This is a genomic window from Ruegeria sp. A4, assembly GCF_056543025.1.
The window spans coordinates 68,867-88,030 of record NZ_JBQGAW010000011.1; the positions used below are offsets into that span (position 1 = coordinate 68,867).

17 protein-coding genes and 1 pseudogene are annotated in these 19,164 nt (G+C 56.6%); 13 read left to right on the top strand and 5 right to left on the bottom strand.

The annotated features are described in order from the left end of the window. Nucleotides 1-58 precede the first annotated feature (58 nt). Nucleotides 59-523: an NUDIX hydrolase gene (locus tag ACR0E2_RS19365; RefSeq protein ID WP_171120775.1), complete on the bottom strand. Its 465-nt coding sequence runs from the start codon at nucleotides 521-523 to the stop codon at nucleotides 59-61. A gap of 244 nt (nucleotides 524-767) precedes the next feature. Between ACR0E2_RS19365 and ACR0E2_RS19370 the strand changes: the two genes are divergently transcribed. The 6 genes from ACR0E2_RS19370 (at nucleotide 768) to ACR0E2_RS19395 (ending at nucleotide 5,995) form a co-directional block, all read left to right on the top strand. Further along, nucleotides 768-1,577: a DeoR/GlpR family DNA-binding transcription regulator gene (locus ACR0E2_RS19370; RefSeq protein WP_480447580.1), complete on the top strand. Its 810-nt coding sequence runs from the start codon at nucleotides 768-770 to the stop codon at nucleotides 1,575-1,577. A gap of 58 nt (nucleotides 1,578-1,635) precedes the next feature. Next, nucleotides 1,636-2,610, top strand: coding sequence for a phosphate/phosphite/phosphonate ABC transporter substrate-binding protein (gene phnD / locus ACR0E2_RS19375; RefSeq protein ID WP_152457390.1), 975 nt, complete (start codon nucleotides 1,636-1,638; stop codon nucleotides 2,608-2,610). A 61-nt stretch (nucleotides 2,611-2,671) separates the two neighbouring features. Continuing rightward, complete coding sequence (gene phnC / locus ACR0E2_RS19380; protein WP_480447581.1) at nucleotides 2,672-3,466, top strand: phosphonate ABC transporter ATP-binding protein; 795 nt, start codon at nucleotides 2,672-2,674, stop codon at nucleotides 3,464-3,466. Then, nucleotides 3,463-4,278: a phosphonate ABC transporter, permease protein PhnE gene (phnE, locus tag ACR0E2_RS19385; RefSeq protein WP_171229691.1), complete on the top strand. Its 816-nt coding sequence runs from the start codon at nucleotides 3,463-3,465 to the stop codon at nucleotides 4,276-4,278. The genes phnC and phnE (ACR0E2_RS19385) overlap by 4 nt, the downstream gene beginning before the upstream one ends. Next, the gene (phnE, locus tag ACR0E2_RS19390; protein WP_171229692.1) at nucleotides 4,278-5,093 is read left to right on the top strand and encodes a phosphonate ABC transporter, permease protein PhnE; all 816 of its coding nucleotides are present in this window, start codon (nucleotides 4,278-4,280) and stop codon (nucleotides 5,091-5,093) included. The genes phnE (ACR0E2_RS19385) and phnE (ACR0E2_RS19390) overlap by 1 nt, the downstream gene beginning before the upstream one ends. Continuing rightward, nucleotides 5,057-5,995 carry an HAD-IIA family hydrolase gene (locus ACR0E2_RS19395; RefSeq protein ID WP_480447582.1) on the top strand — a complete coding sequence of 313 codons (939 nt, stop codon included), beginning with the start codon at nucleotides 5,057-5,059 and terminating at the stop codon, nucleotides 5,993-5,995. The genes phnE (ACR0E2_RS19390) and ACR0E2_RS19395 overlap by 37 nt, the downstream gene beginning before the upstream one ends. A 971-nt stretch (nucleotides 5,996-6,966) precedes the next feature. On the opposite strand, the gene ACR0E2_RS19400 is transcribed toward ACR0E2_RS19395, so the two are convergent. Together ACR0E2_RS19400 and ACR0E2_RS19405 are read right to left on the bottom strand one after the other, a co-directional pair. After that, the gene (locus ACR0E2_RS19400) at nucleotides 6,967-7,464 is read right to left on the bottom strand and encodes a hypothetical protein (RefSeq protein ID WP_254443952.1); all 498 of its coding nucleotides are present in this window, start codon (nucleotides 7,462-7,464) and stop codon (nucleotides 6,967-6,969) included. Then, complete coding sequence (locus tag ACR0E2_RS19405; RefSeq protein ID WP_480447583.1) at nucleotides 7,457-8,047, bottom strand: helix-turn-helix transcriptional regulator; 591 nt, start codon at nucleotides 8,045-8,047, stop codon at nucleotides 7,457-7,459. Before ACR0E2_RS19405 ends, ACR0E2_RS19400 begins: the two co-directional genes overlap by 8 nt. A gap of 763 nt (nucleotides 8,048-8,810) precedes the next feature. On the opposite strand from ACR0E2_RS19405, the gene ACR0E2_RS19410 reads away from it, so the two are divergent. The 6 genes from ACR0E2_RS19410 to ACR0E2_RS19435 all read left to right on the top strand — a co-directional run bounded on the left by ACR0E2_RS19410 (nucleotide 8,811) and on the right by ACR0E2_RS19435 (nucleotide 17,511). Next, nucleotides 8,811-11,093, top strand: a complete 2,283-nt coding sequence (locus tag ACR0E2_RS19410; protein ID WP_171120791.1) for a hypothetical protein — start codon at nucleotides 8,811-8,813, stop codon at nucleotides 11,091-11,093. A gap of 131 nt (nucleotides 11,094-11,224) precedes the next feature. Next, nucleotides 11,225-13,165 carry a type I secretion protein gene (locus ACR0E2_RS19415; RefSeq protein ID WP_480447584.1) on the top strand — a complete coding sequence of 647 codons (1,941 nt, stop codon included), beginning with the start codon at nucleotides 11,225-11,227 and terminating at the stop codon, nucleotides 13,163-13,165. Between the two features lie 191 nt (nucleotides 13,166-13,356). Next, nucleotides 13,357-15,420, top strand: a complete 2,064-nt coding sequence (locus ACR0E2_RS19420; protein ID WP_480447585.1) for a type I secretion system permease/ATPase — start codon at nucleotides 13,357-13,359, stop codon at nucleotides 15,418-15,420. Nucleotides 15,421-15,422: 2 nt separating this feature from the next. Then, the gene (locus tag ACR0E2_RS19425; protein ID WP_152457399.1) at nucleotides 15,423-16,775 is read left to right on the top strand and encodes an HlyD family type I secretion periplasmic adaptor subunit; all 1,353 of its coding nucleotides are present in this window, start codon (nucleotides 15,423-15,425) and stop codon (nucleotides 16,773-16,775) included. Nucleotides 16,776-16,854: 79 nt separating this feature from the next. Next, nucleotides 16,855-17,232 (top strand): rhodanese-like domain-containing protein, encoded by a 378-nt coding sequence (locus ACR0E2_RS19430; protein WP_480447586.1) that lies wholly within the window; start codon nucleotides 16,855-16,857, stop codon nucleotides 17,230-17,232. 93 nt (nucleotides 17,233-17,325) lie between these two features. Continuing rightward, on the top strand, nucleotides 17,326-17,511 hold the full coding sequence (locus ACR0E2_RS19435; protein WP_152457401.1) for a hypothetical protein: 186 nt from the start codon (nucleotides 17,326-17,328) through the stop codon (nucleotides 17,509-17,511). Here ACR0E2_RS19435 and ACR0E2_RS19440 read toward each other — a convergent pair whose 3' ends face one another. Beyond that, nucleotides 17,512-18,270, bottom strand: coding sequence for an alpha/beta fold hydrolase (locus ACR0E2_RS19440; RefSeq protein WP_480447587.1), 759 nt, complete (start codon nucleotides 18,268-18,270; stop codon nucleotides 17,512-17,514). It lies immediately after the preceding gene. Between the two features lie 91 nt (nucleotides 18,271-18,361). Between ACR0E2_RS19440 and ACR0E2_RS19445 the strand changes: the two genes are divergently transcribed. After that, the gene (locus tag ACR0E2_RS19445; protein ID WP_152457403.1) at nucleotides 18,362-18,736 is read left to right on the top strand and encodes a hypothetical protein; all 375 of its coding nucleotides are present in this window, start codon (nucleotides 18,362-18,364) and stop codon (nucleotides 18,734-18,736) included. Nucleotides 18,737-19,009: 273 nt separating this feature from the next. Here ACR0E2_RS19445 and glyA read toward each other — a convergent pair. After that, nucleotides 19,010-19,164 (bottom strand): annotated as a pseudogene (gene glyA / locus ACR0E2_RS19450) (serine hydroxymethyltransferase); the annotation flags it as partial.

Genomic DNA, 19,164 nt, shown 5'->3' on the forward strand with positions numbered 1-19,164 from the left:
TTTCTTCCTCCCTTTGAGCTTGATGCGTCCGGGTTTCCCGGTTCTTTCATGCCCTTCCTCATGCAGCCTGTCGAAGTTTCTTTATGACAATTTTGACTTCTGGATTGTCTGTCAGATTGTTCAGTAAATCTGACAGGTCGCTTTCTTGAACCAACTTTGCGGCCTTTGCCGGTGAAAACCAGTGACGCGTACGTTCACCTTTTTCCTTCCAGCGTCGCTTCAGCTTTTCGACGACCATCGGATAAAGGGTGACGCGGCAGCGAACGCTGCTTTGCCCCTCGTATCGTTTATCATAGAAAAAATGACCGATTGGCCGTTTCGATATGGTGCCGACGGCGCCAGCTTCTTCTTGCGCTTCGATTTCAGCAGCTTGCCATGGTTTTTTGCCGTCCATTAGCCAGCCCTTCGGGATAACCCACCGGCCGGTGTCCCGCGAAGTGACCATAAGAACGCGCAACTTGCCAGTCTTGTCCCAGCGCATCGGAAGCGCCGCAATCTGATCTGCCGTTTCGCTGTCGCTCATGCCGCCTCTCAATGCCACACGATCAAGAACCAAAAGGAAGCTGTTTTGTTGGCAAGTTGGCCGGTCAACGCTTTGCCTTGGCTCGTATTCTGAATTTTATCAGCCTGTGCATCTTTGCTTTGCGCTTCGAAATACTTGTGTTCGCTAGAATTCTCACAACCTTCCGAGGGTTATGCAACAAAAAATATTGCAATATGACCGAAAGCCCACAAAAGTGGGTTTCGAAACCTAGTCGGGTCGTCGGATGTCCAAAACTAAAACGCGCGGCAAAATGTCTGAAAAGAACCACAGCCGGGTAAAGAAATCCGACCGGCGCCAGCAGATATTGCTGGAGCTGAAGCTGCGCCCGCACGTTCGCATCAACGAACTGGCGCAGCGTTTCAACGTCTCCACCGAGACGGTTCGCAGAGATTTCGATGCTCTGTCGAATGATGGCTTGATAGCGCGGGCACACGGGGGGGCATCGGCCGCCGCGCAAGGGCACTATCCGGGTCTGGATGAACGAACAAACGCACAGGTTGAGGAGCGCGAACGCATAGGTGCCACAGCGGCAGAACTGATCCAGAGCGGTGAAACGGTCATGATCGATTCCGGCTCGACCACAATCGAAATGGCACGTGCACTGGCTTATATTGGCACATCTTGCACCGTAATCACCAATTCCATTCCCGTAGCCATGACCCTTGGCCATGGGGCTGCACAAGTGCTGTTATGCCCGGGGGAATACTTGGCAACTGAGTCTGCAACGATCGGAACCGAGACGCTGGAGTTTCTGTCCCGTTTCAACGTCGACAGGTGCATGATTGGTTCCTCGGGGTTTTCGACCGATGGCCCTTCAGAAACAGTGCGCGGCTTTGCGGCAATAAAGAGGGCAATGCTGTCGCGCGCCGATAAAAGTCACCTTCTTGTTGATTCCGGGAAATTCGGCCGGAAAGGCCTGTCTCAAGTGGGGGGCCTTGACGACCTGCATTCAATAATCACCGACAAAAAACCAACAGGAGAATTGCATAACGCCATTGAAAGCGCCCGGGTCGACGTTCTCGTCGCCGGGTAGATATGAAATGACTGATTAACGGCGGATAAAAAGCACCGCACTTGACTGGGAGGAAAACATGAAGATCGATATCAAACTATTGCTTGGGGCATCTGCAATCGCGCTCATGTCGATAAGTGGAACGGCGTCGGCGCAGGATTGTCCACGCGGTGACTTGGACGAGCGTTTTTGTGATGCCGACGGGGATTTGATCGCGGATATCCCCACAGATCCCTCCGAGCAGATAGATCCTGACACTTTGATTTTTGCCTATACGCCGGTTGAAGATCCCGCCGTATACAAAACCGCGTGGTCAGATTTTCTTGACCATTTGAAAGCAGAAACTGGCAAGGACGTCGTCTTTTTTCCAGTCCAGAACAACGCGGCCCAGATCGAGGCGATGCGTTCGGGGCGTTTGCACATTGCAGGCTTCAACACCGGTTCCAACCCACTTGCGGTAAACTGCGCCGGGTTCCGCCCCTTCACGATCATGGCTTCGAAGGACGGAAATTTTGGTTACGAGATGGAAATCATCACCTATCCGGGTTCGGGCATCGAAAAGGTCGAAGACATCAAAGGGAAGCAACTGGCTTTCACATCGCCTACATCCAACTCGGGTTTCAAAGCGCCCTCGGCGATCCTGAAAAGCGATTTTGATCTTCTGCCCGAACGCGATTTCGAACCTGTCTACTCGGGCAAGCACGACAACTCGATCCTGGGTGTCGCCAACAAGGATTATCTAGCGGCATCGATCGCGAACTCGGTAAAATCCCGGATGATCTCGCGCGATGTGATCAAGGAAGATGATGTCGTTACGATCTACAAGTCGCAGACCTTCCCGACCACAGGGTTTGGGACCGTCTACAACCTGACGCCCGAGTTGCAGGAAAAAATCCGCAATGCGTTTTTCAATTTCGAATGGGAAGGCACGACGCTGGAGGCGGAGTTCTCGAAATCGAACGAAGGCCAATTCCTCGAGATGACTTATCAGGAATTCTGGGACGTCATTCGTAAAATTGACGCGGCAAATGGCGTCTCTTACGCCTGCCAGTAATTTTTTGGCTCATCCGGCGGGCCTGAAAGGGCCCGCTGTTCACCCTAATCCGGGGCATTTCATGCTGCGTCTTCAAAAGCTGACGAAAACATACAAGACCGGAGATCAGGCCTTGAAAGCCATCGATCTTGAGGTCCCAAAAGGACAGGTTCTGGCATTGATTGGGCCTTCGGGCGCGGGCAAATCGACCATGATCCGTTGCATCAACCGCTTGGTTGAACCGACAAGCGGCGGTGTCCTTCTGGATGACGTTGACGTGACCAAACTCGGCTCGGGAGCGTTGCGGAAAGCACGCCGCGAAATGGGTATGATCTTTCAGGAATATGCTTTGGTTGAACGCCTCACGGTGATGGAAAACGTATTGTCCGGCAGGCTGGGATACGTGGGATTCTGGCGCAGTTTCCTGCGACGGTATCCGCAGTCTGATGTGGACGAAGCCTTCCGCCTGCTTGATCGGGTGGGGCTGTTGCACATGGCTGATAAGCGGGCGGATGAACTGTCGGGGGGTCAACGCCAAAGGGTGGGCATCTGCCGCGCCTTGATTCAAAACCCGAAACTGTTGCTGGTTGATGAGCCAACCGCGTCGCTGGACCCCAAAACCAGCCGTCAAATCATGCGGCTAATCACCGAGTTATGTCAGGAACGCGGATTGGCAGCCATCATCAATATCCATGATGTGGCGCTCGCTCAGATGTTTGTTCCCCGCGTTGTGGGACTCCGATTTGGCGAAATCGTGTATGATGGGCTTCCCACCGGCCTTACCCCTGAGAAGCTGACCGAAATCTATGGGGAAGAGGACTGGGAGGCAACCATCGAAAAAGTGGACGAAGATGAAGATGTCGAGGCCGCAGAATGAGCCATCGAGAACTGGACGACATGTTGGGGAAAGGCTGGCGTAAGCCTGCCTTTGTCAAGAACCCAGTGCTCCGCTGGGCATTGCTCCTTGGATTTTTCGCCTACCTGATCGCAGCTTTTATGACCATCGAAGTCGATTGGGGCCGTGTCTATGAAGGGCTGAATCGCGGTTGGGCGTTTGTTCTTGCATTCACCAGCCCAGACTTCATTTCACGGTGGTCAGATATTTGGAGCGGCCTTCTGGAAAGTATCGTGATGACCGTGGCCGCGTCGGTCGTGGGCATCCTGATATCGATCCCGATCGGGCTGGGAGCTGCACGCAATATCGCGCCATTGCCAATCTACATGATTTGCCGAGGCATTGTTGCGATAAGCCGGGCACTGCAAGAGATCATCGTTGCCATATTGCTTGTGGCGATCTTCGGCTTTGGCCCGCTCGCCGGATTTCTGACGCTTTCCTTCGCCACCATAGGGTTTCTCTCCAAACTTCTGGCCGAAGACATCGAAGCCATGGACAAGGTTCAGGCCGAGGCGATCAAGGCCTCAGGAGCGCGTTGGCCGCAATGGATCAACTATGGTGTCCAGCCGCAAGTGATGCCGCGACTTGTGGGCCTTTCCATGTATCGGATCGACATCAACTTCCGGGAAAGCGCGATCCTCGGGCTTGTCGGGGCTGGTGGAATTGGTGCGACTTTGAACACCGCATTCGACCGCTATGAATACGACACCGCGGCGGCCATTCTCATTCTGATCATCGGCATCGTGATGGCTCTGGAATACCTTTCGGGAATTATTCGAGCGAGGGTTCAGTAATGCCGATACTTGAACGCGACGATGCGCAAATCTGGCGTCGCCGGACAACAGGTCAGAGCTTGGTTCGTTGGTTTGGCTGGCTGTTGGGCGTGGCGATCTTTGTTTACTGCTGGCAGCTGATCTCGGAATCGACCACTTGGTTTTTCGTCTGGGACGCGCCCCGCATCGCCAATGATATCTGGACCCGGGCAACGCCCCCCAAATGGGAGTACATCACCCAACTGGGCCGCCCGATTTGGGACACGCTGAATATCGCCACCCTGGGAACGATCATCGCCCTGTGCATGGCAGTGCCCGTCGCCTTTTTGGCGGCCCGCAACACCACGCCATCGGCTTTGTTCATACGGCCTATTGCCCTGTTGGTCATTGTCTCGACCCGCTCTATCAACTCGTTGATCTGGGCGCTTCTTCTGATCGCGATTATTGGTCCCGGAGTGTTCGCCGGTGTCATAGCAATCGCCATTCGTTCAATCGGGTTTTGCGCAAAGCTTCTTTACGAAGCGATTGAGGAGATTGACCACACGCAGGTCGAAGCAATCACGGCAACCGGTGCTTCCCGCTGGCAGGTCATGGCCTATGGGATCGTACCGCAAATCCTGCCCGCGTTTGCAGGCATTGCCGTTTTTCGATGGGATATCAACATCCGCGAATCCACGGTGCTCGGGCTGGTTGGTGCTGGTGGCATTGGGTTGCAATTGTCGGCTTCGCTCAACGTTCTGGCTTGGCCACAAGTCAGCCTGATCCTGATTGTCATTCTCGTCGCGGTTATGGTTAGCGAATGGGTTTCGGCGAAAGTACGAGGGGCCATCATTTGACCGGTTTTTCTGTGCAAGATGCTTTTGACGCCTACGAGGCTGTACGACATCGCCTGCCGCAAACCAGATCTACCGAATTGAGCTATCGCCAGGCGGATACGCTGGAGGACATAGCTCATGAGTTTGACGTGTTCCTCCTCGATGCTTTCGGGGTTCTCAATATTGGTGATACGGCAATCCCGGATACGCCAGATCGGGTCAGGTCGCTGACAGCCGCCGGCAAACGTGTTCTGGTCGTGTCGAATGCCGCCGGGTTTCCCCACGCAACTCTTATGGAGAAGTACAACAGGCTTGGTTACGATTTTGCACCACAAGACGTGATCACCAGCCGGGCCACGTTGTTGTCTGAACTGAACGGCCAAAGTGATTTGCATTGGGGATTGATGGCGGCCCCCAGTGCCGGCCTTCGCGATCTGGAGGGGCTGAAACTGTCCTATCTGGAGGATGACCCGAAGCCCTACGAAACCGTCGACGGGTTCTTGTTGATCGGGTCAGCGGTTTGGACTGAAGCGCGACAAGCCATGTTGGAGGCCACTTTGCAAGAGCGTCCCCGCCCAGTATTGGTCGGCAACCCTGACATTGTCGCTCCGCGCGAGTACGGTTTTTCCAAGGAACCCGGTCTTTACGCGCACCGGCTGGCAGATCGGACAGGCGTCGCCCCTCAGTTCTTTGGAAAGCCTTTCGCCAATATTTTTGATCTTGCTTTCCAATGTCTCGGGCACATCGACAAGTCCCGGGTTCTGATGGTGGGCGACAGCCTGCACACCGACATACTGGGCGCACGAGAAGCAGGCATAGCTTCCGCCCTCATCTCGGGATACGGTTTCTTCGCAGGGCATGATGTTGAAGCAGCGATCATAAAGGCAGAGATAGTCCCTGACTTTGTCGTAAGCCGGCCTTGATTCCAGGGCGTTACCCTTAGATGCGTTTTCTTGTTAACGCTTACTCGTGTGTCGGCTGATTTTGCGTGGCAAACTTGCCGACCATATACATGCAGTGCCACGTGTGAGCGGCGGCTTTGGAAAACTCCTCCGCAACCACAGAACTCTGAACTCATGTCTGGATTGGACTGTTATCACACATCCCAACAAACTGACGTATCGGCCGCTTTGCCCGCAATTCGCAGGATATCTCAACCAGGTTCACGGCCTCAGTCCACGGCGGGTTAAGGAAATACTGTACTTTTTCTATTAGCTTTTTAGGGGTTCTTTCGGGACCGTTCACAAGTCGCCGTCTATCTTATCGAATCAAGTCCCCGAACCAGCGACCGCGCGCACCGTCGCCGCGCAGCCGTTTCTTGAACCGATCAAACGCGATGAGCGCCATGTCCTCAAATGTCGGGTCGTTCGGGTTGTTTTCTGCATCAAGACGCCGGAGTTCAAGTTCCGCAATCGGATCGTCGTCGCGTTCCGAATTAGAGGACCATTTTTTCGTTCTGTGCGCGCATCAAACAGGGACATGTCAGGGAAATATCCAATCCCCCATGCTGGCGCTTGCGGTTGTCTTAGAACCGATAGAACCAGCGACTGCCGTTCTGCGACTTCTTGAGAAAGAACCCGCCACCGCATTGAACAACGATACAAGGCGCGGCATTTATTACCTGCGCTGCTGATAGTCGGTTTACGTCTCTTGCTTTAACTGCCCCACGCTTGCGGCGCGGTGCTTTCCCAAATTCTGTTGCAGTGTGCTGCAGGTGCCGGATTAATTTAATAATAGTATTAATGTGTTAGAGATTAAATATAGCATAGTGTACTAGCCACATGGTGCTCACCGCCCGCACCAAAAAGAATAAGAAAATGCCGTGACTTATTTGTGCGTGGCAGAACGCGCGGGTGCTGCGAAGCCCCCATAAAACTCTGCTGTGCGACTATGCTTAAACCGGAAACCCCAATTGTCGGATCAGTTTCCAAATGTCCCTGTTCGCGGCTGACAGCTGATCAACGACTGCTTCGATCTGGAGCAGCGCGTTGTCGTCCACGGTATCTTCGCGGCCGAGTTTTATGTCGGTTTTGCGGTCAGCGATCCGCATAAGGATCGTTTTCGGGTTTCCGCTTTCAGGGTCGAAAGAATAGATGCAATGGTTGTACTTGTTGCGGATGCCAGAAAGCTTGGCCAGCCTTTGCGTATGTTCAAGGATCGGATCGCGAACCCGGGCAGGGCGCCCTTCCATTTTTGCAAGTCTTTCGACCAGATCTATTCGCGCGCGGGTAGTGTTCAAAGTCAGAAAGATGATTACGGCCACGTCCTTGGACGTTCCAGTCAGGCCGGCGATCAGATGGATCAGCAGGCTCTCGGTGTTTGTCCACATGTAGTTCAGCCTGCCGACCAAAAGGATCAGGCGGTCGAACCGGGCTTCAAAGCGATCAGTCAAGGGCGGTCTGCTGCGCCTCATGAGGCGCAACCTCGAAATAGAAATGAGCAGCCGCCGTCCGGTTGCTGACACCGATCTTTCCGACAACGTTATGCATGTGCAGCTTGACCGTGTGTTCCGTGATGCCCAGCTTGGCCGCAATCAATTTGTTGCTTTTGCCTTCTGAGACCAGTTTCAGAACCTGTTTTTCGCGGCGTGTCAGCTTAGAGTACTGTGCGTGCCGATCCGCGCCGTTGGATGTAATGGCTTCCCGTTGCCGTGGTCTCTCGGGCGCGCGCTGACAGGGGGGTGAAACACAGTCAGCCAGAAAGCTGGGAAGATAAAGTTCCTCGTGCATCAGCAGTCTGAGGATGGCGCGCCACGCGTCCGGTGCCACGTTCATCGGCAGAAAGCCGACATCGCCAAACTGCGCGCGGTTCCAGCCTTCGAACAGGTGCCGGGCCGATTCCTCTTTGCGGTAGGCGAAGGCAAGACAGCCGGAACCTGCACTTTTGGTGTATGCGCCTGGGCGCGCCAACAGGTCTTCGATCAACATCTGATCCACGACGACGATCTTGCCGCTGTCCGGAACACTTGTACGCATCGCCTCGAGTGTTTCGAAGCGAAAAGCGCGGACACCAAATTCGGTTTGAACGCTTCTTAGGGTTTGATTTGAATAGAATAGTTCTTTCCCGAGGAAGACAATTGAAAAATCTTCTGAATAAAAACTTTGATTGCCAGATTCATTGTTCAAAGACTCACTCATTATATTCCCTCACAAAACGGGGTTAACCGGAAATGGCTTTATCGAAATGGAATTACCGGTGTAAAAGTAGTTAACTAATCAAAGAATTACGTGAGGTTTACTATAGCTGAAAACGTGATTTTCTACAACCAGACGGTATAGTTCAAGTGCCTTTGATATAGAACTATTGTTTAGGTTTTTCGGTGTGGCATTGTGTAACCAGTGGAAACAATTGCATTATTTTTTATTGCTTTCTTAATTTAGAACTTTTTGTTCCAGCCCGGCGTAAGTTCCGCAATATTCTCAAAATAAAAATAAAAAACAATAGCTTATCCTCATCAGAACTTTCAGTTAGCTAGTCGCAAGCGTGCGTCGCTGCGAACATGGTCGGGCTTTAATTGTGAAAGCGTCTGTCCCTGCCGCGCCCGTTCCTTGCGCATTTCAGCATCGATTGTGAACGGCCGCGTATTCGGCTTAGCCGGGAAAGGAGGTGGCCTCAGAAAAACTACCGTGAACCGCATTCAGCGTGCTTGAACGCTGTGCGGATTATTTAGTTTCAATCACGCCCGTTGCCGCTTTGTAGATGAATGGCGGTCAGGCGTTCCAGAAATGGGAATTTGTTATGAGACGCAATGTTAATAATACAAACGTAACGACCGTTGACGAAATCGTTGTCGAAAACCTGGATGCTCCGGTGGATGTTGAAATTCAGGTTGATGAGGCTCTTGTCGAAGCTGATGTGACTGCGCAGCAACAGCAGCAGGACCAGAATGTAGAGAACGCCAACGAACAGGGTCAGGATCAGGGTCAGGACCAAGGCCAGGATCAAGACCAGGGTCAGGATCAGGACCAAGGTCAGGATCAGGACCAGGGTCAGGATCAAGACCAGACGCTTAATGCCGGCGACAACACCAACGACAACTCCAACAGCAACTCAATCAATATCGATTTCGGCGGCGGTGAGTGGATTCCGCGCGACGATGATCAGGTTGATCTGGACCTCGGCGATTCGGCGACAGTGGGTGACGTGATCACTGCTGGTCGCGATCTGACCTATGATCCAGGCGATGACATGAATCTGGATATCTCGATGGACGGCGCCGGAACGGCAATGTCATCCGTGAACAGCCAGGTCGCCAGCCTGAGCGACGACGACACGCTTGATTCACCGACCGTATCCAACAACGCCGACTTCACCCAGAACGGCGATGCCAATGGTGGCACGGCAACTGCAGCTGAAGGTATCAGCTCGGATGCCGGCGGTGGAAAATCGGGCGACGGTGGAACCAGTTATGGTGGAGCGGCCGATTCATCAACCTTGGGCAGCCACGCGTGGGCTGACGGTGGCGATACCGGCAGTGCGGATGCCGATTCCAGCGCTGGTCGGGGCGGATCGACCGGTGACGCAAGCAATGCCAGCAATGGTGTTGGTATGGCGGGCGCAGGATCCGACGGTGACAGCGCCGGTGGAGATGGCGGTGCCGCAGATGGCTCAGCCTCTTCCGACAATGATGGCAGCACAAGTGCCGATGGCAGCGGAACCGGCGGAGCCGGCGGCAGCGCGGATTCGTTTGGTCTTGGTCTGGGCTTGGGTCTGTCCGGTTCGAACGCAGCCGGTAACGCAAACGGCGGCGACAGCGATTCCGACTCGACAGGAACCGGGACCGGAACGGCGGACAACGCTGCGGACGCGTCCGGCGCGGACGGTGGCGATGGTAATGCTGCGGCAGATGGTTCGGCTTCGAACACCAGCGACAGCAACACCGATGCGAATGACGCCACTGCGGGTGACAACACTGCGGACGGCTCTGCTGACAGCGGCGCGGACAGCTCGGCTGACGGCTCTGGCGGAACCGGAACTGGTGGTGACGGATCCGGCGGTGACGGCACTGGTGGTGACGGCACCGGTGGCGACGGCACCGGCGGCGACGGCGAAGGTGGATTCGGCGCGATGGTCGAAGCTGCAATCATGGCTCTGCAGGAAGAGCTGGGCATGATTGACGCCGAAGCAGGCGAAGGCGGCGACGGAACCGGCGGTGACGGCACCGGTGGCGACGGCACGGCCGGCGACGGTTCAGGTGGCGACGGCTCGGGCGGCGACGGCTCCGGCGGGACCGCTGACGCGGATTCCGATGCTCAGGGTGTTGGCGATCAGTCGGCAAGCGGGCCGGATATCGACCAGAGCCCGGGCGACGTGAACGGCGCGGCCAGCAACTCGCAGGACACCGACGGAAGCGGTGGTGACGGCGGGTCGAACGCAGCGGATGGCGCGGCGGATGCGGCCGGTACCGGAACATCGGCTGCCGACGGTGACGGCGGCGCGGGCGGTAGCACAACGCCGACCTCTTCGTCTACCGGCAACGGAGCCGGGTCTGCCGACGCGGCCAATACCGCAGGCAACGGCGGAGCTGCCGACATCTTCGGAGACGCCGACACAAACGGTGCGGCTGACAGCTTGGCCGAAGCAATTGCCGGATACGGCGGCGAAGGCAGTTCCGACAATGATGCCACATCGACTGGCTCCGGCGACGCAGCTGGTGCGGCTGACTCGGGCAACGGTGGTGCCGGTGGCGCATCCGCCGCGAACGGCGGAACCAGCGGAGCTTCGATGGGCACTGCAACGTCAGGCGACACCATGGGTGGCATGATCACCGGTGGTAACGGTGGCGGCGCCTATTCAGGTGACGGTGGTGCCGGCGGCAATGGTGGTGCCTGGGGCGCGAACAATGGTGGCGATGGCATCGTGACCGGCGAGTCCTATGCATCGGCGGCAGCTGTTGTTGATACGTCTGCGTTCAACCAGTCGATCATTATGGGCGCCAACGTCCTGGGCAACACGGTCGATACGACCATGGTGGGTGGTTCGATGAACATGTCCCACGCCAGCGACGACACGGACGTTTAAGTCAAAAGGCGGGGCTCGCATTTTCGGGCCTTGCTACCTTTCGAAAATGCCGGGGCCGCAAAACGCGGCCCCGGCCCAACTGAACCCAAAGCGGAAATTACGAGCCGCCGCGGGCAAAAAGGATAACCGACATGGCACTTGACGGTATTACGGAAACGATAGCGCATTTTGTTGGAACTTTTGAGCTTACGATCGAACAAGCCCGCCTGAGGGATCAGTACGAGGAATTCAGCGCCCTGAGGCGCAAAGCCGAAATAGACGGGCTTGACGAGCCTACCTCGATCAACCTCAAAGCTGATCTGGATATCCCAGCGGGCGAATACAAAGCCCTACCATTCAATTTTCTTCCCTCTCAACCGGAACTTCCGTTGCCAAAAGCTCCTGTCGGGCCGGTGCATGAGTCGGTCATCATCCTTAACGGTGACAGCGCGGAATCCACGCGATTTGTCCCAGACAGCGTGTCCGGCCCGTCTTCTGCACCGGAACTGATTATTCTGCGACCGGATACGGTGCCATTGGGATCGGCAATGACGTTCACCGTGCAAAAGGTGGTCATGCGCGACAACGACACGGTGGGGGAAGGTGACTTTCGCGATACCGAGGCGCTGATCGCCCAGGGCGAAGAGATGCTGGACATGGCGCTGTCGCTTCATGCCATTGCAGCCCCTTCGCTTTCGCTCGCGGATTACAAGTCGACCGAAATGCTCGAGGCGCTGGCCGAACAGATGTTGGCCCCGGCAAACGCGAATATCGACGGGGTCACGGTACATCAGTTTCATGGCGACGATGCGTTGGGGGTGATCGTAAACGGCAAGTACGTTGACGAAGCGCCTGTATGGACGGACATCCTGCCTGCGTTCCATCAGCCGGATGAAGCCGGAGAGGATGAGGCAGAGGCCATGCTTCCGGCCGAGTGGGATCAGTCGAAAGATCCTGACTTTGACGACGGACACCTGGTCGTGACCGGAGGGAACCTTGCGATCAATGCTGTCTCGGCATCTGTAGGTTGGGTTGATGCCCCCTATATCGCCGTCGGAGGGCAGGCGATCAGCCTGACCGCCATCAGCCAGGTTGCGCTTGTGTCAGATTGGGATGTGGGGGCACCGGGAACGGGCAGCGGCACCAATGTGATTCAGTCCTCGAAGATCGAAGTCGAAGGCCGAGATGCCCCCTGGCTGGACAATGGCGCCGGAACAACCGGACAGCCTGACTTCATCGTTGTGGATTGGGTCCACGGTGATCTGGTTGTGGCCAACTTCGTCAAGCAAGTTATCGACGCCACGGATATCGACAACATACAGACCGAGATTTCGGCCGCATCGACCTTGTACGCGCTGGGCGACAACGAAGTGTTCAATGTTACCGACATCGTGCAGCTGGGCAGTTTTTACGACCTTATCATGATCGACGGGAATATGATCTCCGTGGACATGTTGTACCAGACCAACGCCCTGATGGATGACGATATCATCAGCGGCGGTATGCCCGGTGCAATGGCCGGAGATGATGAAAACGTGATCATGAATGACGCGTCGGTCAAAACGGTAGGCGCCGATACACATCAGGATTTGCAGCAGAACCTGTCCGACGCCATGGCGCTTGATCAAACGGATATGGATGCGTTGGAGAATGCGCTGCTCAACGATCCCTTGTTCGCAGGGATGGAGCAGTTGCGTGTGCTCAAGATCGACGGAGACTTGTTGCAGGTGAACATCGTTGAACAGGTCACCATGATGCTGGATCAGGATCAAATTGACCTGTCCGGTCCCAGTGCCGCCGATACCGATGTCGTCGCAGGCAGCAACGCCCTTTTGAACTCCGTCAATCTGACCAAAATGGGTGTGGATTCGACGGTCATGGCCGCTGACGGATCTTATTCTGACCTGCTGCTTCATCAGGCCAGCCTGATTGACGTACCGGACAACCAGGAAATCACAGATATGACCAACGAGGCGATCGCCGCAATCATGGCGGACATGTCTGTGCCGCAACCGGATGCGGCCCTGGCACTGGACGCACAATCCACTGACACAACGACACCAGATGACGGCCTGCAATCCATGCTGGCCTGACCCCCCAAGTTTTTATCGAGTGACCAGAAGGTTTGTATATGTCGATTGTTTTTTCGTCGCGCCGTCCACTCTTATCCAGTCCACTGGACAGGCAGGGCGGTTTGGGCCCGAAGCGCCAGCGCGCAGACGGTGGGGCAGATCCAGCGAGACAACGGGTCAAAGCCCGTTTGCACCTGACGCAGGAGATGCGCGTGTCTGAGTCAGATCCAGATTCGACGGTTGAAACCGAAGCGCCACAGCAATCCGAAGACCAAAAACACTCACGCGAACAACGGCGCGCTGATCCTCCCCATCAGCGTGCGCAGCCGCAATCCGCGCAAGATGAAGACCCGGCGGGTGGCGGCAATGGGGTGGCCGATGCCGACGGCCCGGATCCGGCATCCGCCGGGGACTCGACTGCGCGCAAGACCCCCTCTGCACGCGCATCCGGTGAGAACGGCATAGGCACCACGATCGAGGCCAAGGCAAACCAGCCACTGTTGCAAACGAATTCTGGCGGCGGTGATGGGAACGGGCCACCCCAAACCTTCCACAAACGCACCCCGCCCGAAGATTTCCAGCGCACGTTGCGCGTTTCGATGCGGGCGATCCGGCGCAATCTTGCGTTTGTTCTGGTCCTGACCTGCGCCACGAACATTCTGATCCTGGCGATCCCGATCTATCTGTTCCAGATCAGTGACCGGGTTCTGACCAGCCGGTCGCTGGACACGCTGATCATGCTGACGGCCATCGTTGCAGGGGCGGTGATCTTCCAGTCTGCCTTTGATGCGGTGCGGCGGTTCATGCTCATGCGGACCGGGGTCGAAGTGGCGGCCCGGCTGGGCGCACCGGTTCTGAGCGCGGCGGCCCATGCGTCGCTGCACGGAAACGGGCGCGAGTATCAGACATTGGGCGATCTGCAACAGCTTCGTGGTTTTCTGGTCTCGGGCACGCTGCTTTCATTTCTGGACGTGCCGTTTGCACCGCTGTTCATTCTGATGATTTTCCTCGTGCATCCGCAACTGGGCATGATCGTGGTGGTTACTGCGTTGATTCTTATGACGATTGCACTGATCAACCAGAAAACGACTGCCAAGCCGTTTGCCGAGGCCAACAAGGCACAGTCCATGGCGAACCTGCATCTGGATTCGATGTCTCGCAACAGTCAGATTATTAATGCTCTGGCAATGATCCCCGAGGCCGTGCGGATCTGGGGGCGGGATACTGCCCAATCCCTGACTTGGCAGGTGCGGGCGCAGGACCGCAACGTGATCTTCGCTGCAATCTCGCGCGCCGTTCGCCTTTTGACGCAGATCGGAATTCTGGGTTGGGGCGCGTTTCTGGCGCTGCAAGGAGAGATCACAGGCGGTATGGTGATTGCGGCCTCGATCATTGCCGGGCGTGCCTTTGCGCCGATTGAAGGTTCGATTGAAGGATGGAACAGCTATCTGCTGACGCGCGGAGCCTACGGCCGGATCAAGGCGCTGCTGTCGACCTCGGCCCTACAATACGAAAAACTGCGCTTACCACGGCCCGAAGGTCGTCTGGATGTCGAACGTCTGCTTTATGTACCGGGCGGAACCAAACGCGTGGTTCTGAACGGCATCACGTTCTCGCTGGTTCCAGGTGAAACTTTGGCCATCATCGGCAATTCCGGTGCCGGGAAAACCACGCTTGGGAAGACTCTGGTGGGATCCATTCTGCCCACATCGGGCAGCGTCAGGCTTGACCTGATGGACATCCGAAACTGGGACCCGCGCCAGTTTGGCGAAAGCATCGGCTACCTGCCGCAGGATGTTCAGCTGTTCCCGGGCACGATCAAGGACAATATCGGCCGGATGCGGGCGGATGCCACTGACGAACAGATCCACGATGCCGCCGTTCTGGCCGATGTTCATAACATGATTGCAACATTGCCGCAGGGATATGAAACCGTGGTGGCCGCTGATGGTTCGCCTTTGTCCGGTGGTCAGAAGCAGCGTATCGCACTGGCACGGGCGTTCTTCGGCAACCCCAGAATGGTTGTGCTGGATGAACCGAATTCAAATCTCGACGTCGCGGGCGACAAGGCGCTGGCATGTGCGATCGAACAGGCGCGGCAAAGCAAGATCACCGTGGTCGTCATTACGCAGAAGCCGACGTTGTTGAATGTTGTCGACAAGATCATGCTGCTGACGGACGGGCGTGTGGCCCTGTTCGGTCAGCGTGATCAGGTTCTTCAGCAGATCAACGGGCCGCGCAAGCAGACTGGAATTGAAGGCCAGCAGGGGGGCTGACCATGAATGACCTCGTACCTGTGAACAACTCAGCCAATGAACCAGAAGTCTGGTATGCCGAGGTTCCGCGCTCGATCAACAGGTTGATAGTGATCGGGGTGGTCTTGCTTGTCGTTTGCTTCGGTGGTTTCGGGGTCTGGTCCTTCAGTGCCCCACTGGCCGCAGCGGTCATCGCGCAAGGCAGCTTTGTGGCCACGGGCCGCAACAAGATTGTCCAACATCTTGAAGGCGGCATCATCGAAGACATCAAGGTTGTGGAAGGTCAGGCGGTTCAGGCAGGTCAGGTGTTGATGACCCTGGACCAGACCTCGGCCCAGGCCAATGAGCGTGAATTGCATATTCGCAAGTTGCGCCTTCAGGCCATGACCGAGCGGTTGCTGGCCGAGTACGGGGAACGCGACCGCCTCGTGTTTTCGCAGGCGCTTGTCGAAGCATCCGAAGATCCTGAAATAATGGCCATTCTGGATGGTCAAAAGCTCAGCTTTGATGTGTCGCGCAAGACGCTGCTGAATGACTTGGCTTTGCTGGAGCGCAATATGGAAGCGCTGAAAATCCGATCCAGCGGATTTGAGGCGCAACTGGACAGCATGGCCCGGCGCGCCGAGATATTGCAGGAGGAATTTGAGGCCAAAAGCCAACTGTTCGAAAAGGGCCTTGTCCGCAAAGGGGAGTTGAACACGATCCGTCGTGTGCAGGCCGAAGCCGAAGGTCAGCAGGCCCGGTTGCAGGCGGAAGCCGCTGAAATCAACCAGATGCTGCTGAAATATGACGAACAGATCGCGCGTACGCGGTCCGCCTATCGTGAGGCCGCACTGGATGAACTGGGCGTGATCGAAGCTGATCTGGAAAGCGTGCGTGAAAAATCCCGACAGGCGCGCAGTGTTCTTGACCGGGCCGTGGTGCGCGCGCCGGTAACCGGAACGGTGGTGCGATTGCATTATCACACGCCGGGCGGTGTGATTGAGACCGGGGAACCGATAGCTGAAATCCTGCCCGCAGATGCGCCCCTGATCATCGAGGCACAGATTCCGCGTACCGAGATTGACAGTGTCGTCACGGGGCAGACCGCCACAGTCCGCCTGATCGCGTTGAACCAACGCACGACGCCTGTTTTGTATGGCGAGGTGTTCTATATCTCGGCCGACGCGCTGCTTGAGGATTCGACCGGTGTTCCGCAGGAAGTCTATCTGGCACGAGTCTCACTGACCCCGGATGAGTTGCAGCGCGTGCGCGGCTTTGTTCCGACACCGGGGATGCCCGCAGAAATCATGATCCAGACCGAGGAGCGCACCTTTGCGGCCTATATCGCCAAACCGGTATCAGACAGCATGTCGCGCGCGTTTCGCGAGCAGTAACACGCGCGTTTCCTTCCATGTCTACACCTTCCAAAATTCGCATGTTAACCTCTGCGCGGTGACGTAAAGGAGAACTCACATGCCGGTGACGGTGAAAGAGATGATGGAGGCGGCCAACGCGGTGGTCGAGCGTATCGATACGGCCAAGGCAAAGGCGATGACCGAACAGGGGGCGCTGCTGTTGGACATTCGCGATGCAAATGAGCTGGAACAGACGGGCCGCGCCGTCGGAGCGCATCATATACCCCGCGGCATGCTGGAGTTTCGGGCAGATGATGCATTGCAATCACATGACCCTGAACTGCGCAAGGATCGCCCCATCGTGTTGTACTGCGCATCAGGCGGGCGCGCGGCTTTGGCCGGAAAACTCCTGAAGGATATGGGATACCAGAGGGTGTACAATCTTGGTGGATTGACGGACTGGGTGAATGGGGGCGGTGAAATCGCCAAATCCTAGCTTCGGAACCGTCTGAAACTGACACAAATCAAAGTACAACACATTCGAATCGTGAAATATTTGACCGGAAGCCATAAAAAGGAAAGCCCGGCCATGTTTCGCCTTGCCGCTATGCTGTATTCACTGATTGCAACTGCTCTGTCTGGTTCGGCCGTAATCGCCGTGCTGTCGGCCGGAATGGTGTCCGTCAGCGCAATTGTGGGCGCCGCGGCCGCGGGGGCCGTAATCGCAGCTCCGGCATCCTGGATGGTGGCCAGGCGGCTGTATCAAGGCGCTTGATCAGGCGTTCAGGAAGGTCCTGACGGCAGCTTCGAACTCGCGCGGTTTTTCGGCGTGCAGCCAGTGCCCGGCGCCGGGGATCTTGGCAAATCGCGCGCTGGGAAACAGTGCGCGGATTTTGGCCCGATGTTCCGGCAAGACGTAATCTGACTCGCCCCCCGACAGGAACAGTGCGGGGCCTTGCCATTGGGCGTCCAACTCGGGAAAGCCCATGATATTTGGCATCTGGTCCGCCAACACATCCAGGTTCAGCAGCCAACGCTTTCCCTTGATGTCCAGCGATTGGGTGAAGAAGCTCTGCAATGCTTTCTTAACGCCTTGCTCGGCCAATTGCTGCTCGGCATCCGAGCGGCGTGCAATGCGCGAGAAATCCACGGCACGCATGGCCTCGATAAATTGAATTTGGCTGTGCGTGTATTTCACCGGCGCAATATCTGCGACCACCAGTTTGTTCACCAGCGCGCCGTGTTGCAGCGCAAGTGTCATCGCGGCCTTGCCGCCCATTGAATGCCCAAGTACGTCTGCCGTCCCGCCGGTCCGTTCGATGACCTCGGCGATATCCTGCGCCAGATGGGGATAGTCGTGACAAGCGTCCCATGCGCTGTAGGCGTGGTTACGCATATCGACGGCCACAACCTGCCGCTGGTCTGATAGCCGTCTGGCAATCACGCCCCAGTTTCGGGCCGATCCATACAGGCCGTGGGCAATGACAAGGGGCGGTCGGGCGGTCGGTTCGCCATGTATGATGGTGTTCAGCATGTACCGCGTGATACAAGTCACCGCCGGAAACGACCAGCCCCATTGTAGGTCATAGACGCTGCCGCTAGATTGCCTCCGCAGGAGGCCACCAATGCCGCAGGACCCAGACATTCAGACCCGGATCGCCGAAACGGTTGTGTTGCTGCGCGCAAAGCTCGGGGTGCGCGACAAGACGCTCGAGGCATCAATCCGCAAGGCCAAGCGCCGACTGCCGCGGCGCGTCTACAAGCAGGCCTTGATTCTGGCCCGGGCCGAGGCGATGGCCTCTCATCCCAAACTGAGGCTGGTTCTGGACAACCCCAAGCTGATCAAGGCGTCCGACGTGGTGCAGGAACATCTGGGGTCCATCAATCTTGCGGATCGCAGATGGGGTTGGTTCCTTGGCCTGCTGGGGGGGCTGGCCTTCAACATGCTGGCACTGACGACACTTCTGTTGGTTTTTCTGTGGTGGCGCGGCTTGATCTGAGCTTGGATTCTGGACTGCGCGCCGAGGTCTGAACATGGCGCAAACCCCTGTGTGCGGTAACATCGAAGGCACGGATTCGGTGTGAACAGCTGCGCGAAAAGCTGGTCGGGGCGGAAAAAGCGCGTATTGACCAGAATGGCCTTGGCGTCCTTTGGGCCCGAGACCTTGCCCAAAACACCGGATATGCGCTGGGCGAGATCCAGAACGTTTTCAGGGATCTGACGCATAAAAACGGCGCCTCATGGCGCCGTTCCGTGTTGGAGGATGGACCAGTTACAGGTTCGGATAGATCGGGAAGCGTGCACAGAGGTCTGCGACTTCGGCCTTGACCTTGGCTTCGACGGCGCCGTTGCCGTCTTCGCCATTGGCGGCCAGGCCGTCGACCACTTCGATGATCCAGTCGGCGATCTGGCGGAATTCGACCTCGC

What these genes read in the sequence shown, in the direction of transcription:
- ACR0E2_RS19365 (WP_171120775.1), bottom strand. Translation starts at nt 523, where the DNA reads ATGAGCGACAGCGAAACGGCAGATCAGATTGCGGCGCTTCCGATGCGC.
- phnD (WP_152457390.1), top strand. Translation starts at nt 1,636, where the DNA reads ATGAAGATCGATATCAAACTATTGCTTGGGGCATCTGCAATCGCGCTC.
- ACR0E2_RS19410 (WP_171120791.1), top strand. Translation starts at nt 8,811, where the DNA reads ATGAGACGCAATGTTAATAATACAAACGTAACGACCGTTGACGAAATC.
- ACR0E2_RS19425 (WP_152457399.1), top strand. Translation starts at nt 15,423, where the DNA reads ATGAATGACCTCGTACCTGTGAACAACTCAGCCAATGAACCAGAAGTC.
- ACR0E2_RS19395 (WP_480447582.1), top strand. Translation starts at nt 5,057, where the DNA reads ATGGGTTTCGGCGAAAGTACGAGGGGCCATCATTTGACCGGTTTTTCT.
- ACR0E2_RS19435 (WP_152457401.1), top strand. Translation starts at nt 17,326, where the DNA reads ATGTTTCGCCTTGCCGCTATGCTGTATTCACTGATTGCAACTGCTCTG.
- phnE (WP_171229691.1), top strand. Translation starts at nt 3,463, where the DNA reads ATGAGCCATCGAGAACTGGACGACATGTTGGGGAAAGGCTGGCGTAAG.
- ACR0E2_RS19405 (WP_480447583.1), bottom strand. Translation starts at nt 8,047, where the DNA reads ATGCGTACAAGTGTTCCGGACAGCGGCAAGATCGTCGTCGTGGATCAG.
- ACR0E2_RS19370 (WP_480447580.1), top strand. Translation starts at nt 768, where the DNA reads ATGTCCAAAACTAAAACGCGCGGCAAAATGTCTGAAAAGAACCACAGC.
- ACR0E2_RS19430 (WP_480447586.1), top strand. Translation starts at nt 16,855, where the DNA reads ATGCCGGTGACGGTGAAAGAGATGATGGAGGCGGCCAACGCGGTGGTC.
- phnE (WP_171229692.1), top strand. Translation starts at nt 4,278, where the DNA reads ATGCCGATACTTGAACGCGACGATGCGCAAATCTGGCGTCGCCGGACA.
- ACR0E2_RS19445 (WP_152457403.1), top strand. Translation starts at nt 18,362, where the DNA reads ATGCCGCAGGACCCAGACATTCAGACCCGGATCGCCGAAACGGTTGTG.
- phnC (WP_480447581.1), top strand. Translation starts at nt 2,672, where the DNA reads ATGCTGCGTCTTCAAAAGCTGACGAAAACATACAAGACCGGAGATCAG.
- ACR0E2_RS19415 (WP_480447584.1), top strand. Translation starts at nt 11,225, where the DNA reads ATGGCACTTGACGGTATTACGGAAACGATAGCGCATTTTGTTGGAACT.
- ACR0E2_RS19440 (WP_480447587.1), bottom strand. Translation starts at nt 18,270, where the DNA reads ATGCTGAACACCATCATACATGGCGAACCGACCGCCCGACCGCCCCTT.